The sequence below is a fragment of the Xanthomonas sp. SHU 308 genome (genome assembly GCF_000364645.1).
Lineage (GTDB): Bacteria > Pseudomonadota > Gammaproteobacteria > Xanthomonadales > Xanthomonadaceae > Xanthomonas_A > Xanthomonas_A sontii.
Map to the genome: position 1 here is coordinate 1 of NZ_AQOK01000767.1, position 371 is coordinate 371.

A 371-nucleotide genomic window follows, 5' to 3' on the forward strand; every position below is an offset into this window, starting at 1 on the left:
GCTGGCGGTGGTGCTGGCGGCGCTGCCCCTGGCCTTGCCGTCGGCGCCGGCGATGACGCTGGGCATCGGCCTGCTGGGCGTGGCCGCGTTCGCCACGGTGGCGCCCCTGCAGGTGTGGGTGCTGGGCAAGGCCGGCGAGGCCGGCGAGGCCGGCCGGCATCTCGCCTCGAGCCTGAACATCGGTGCGTTCAACCTAGGCAATGCGCTGGGCGCCTGGCTCGGCGGCCTGGTGCTCGGCCATGGCGGCAGCCTGTCGCAACTGCCGTGGGTGGCGGCGCTGCTGACCCTGGCCGGATTGGCGGTGGCGCTGGGCGCGCTGCGGCTGTCGCCGGCCGCTGCCAGCCCTGCGGCCAGCACCGGCGCGGGCTGCG

1 pseudogene is annotated in these 371 nt (G+C 76.8%); it reads left to right on the top strand.

Features of this window, described 5'->3' with window-relative positions:
* Positions 1 to 371 (top strand): annotated as a pseudogene (locus tag D588_RS25680) (MFS transporter); the annotation flags it as partial.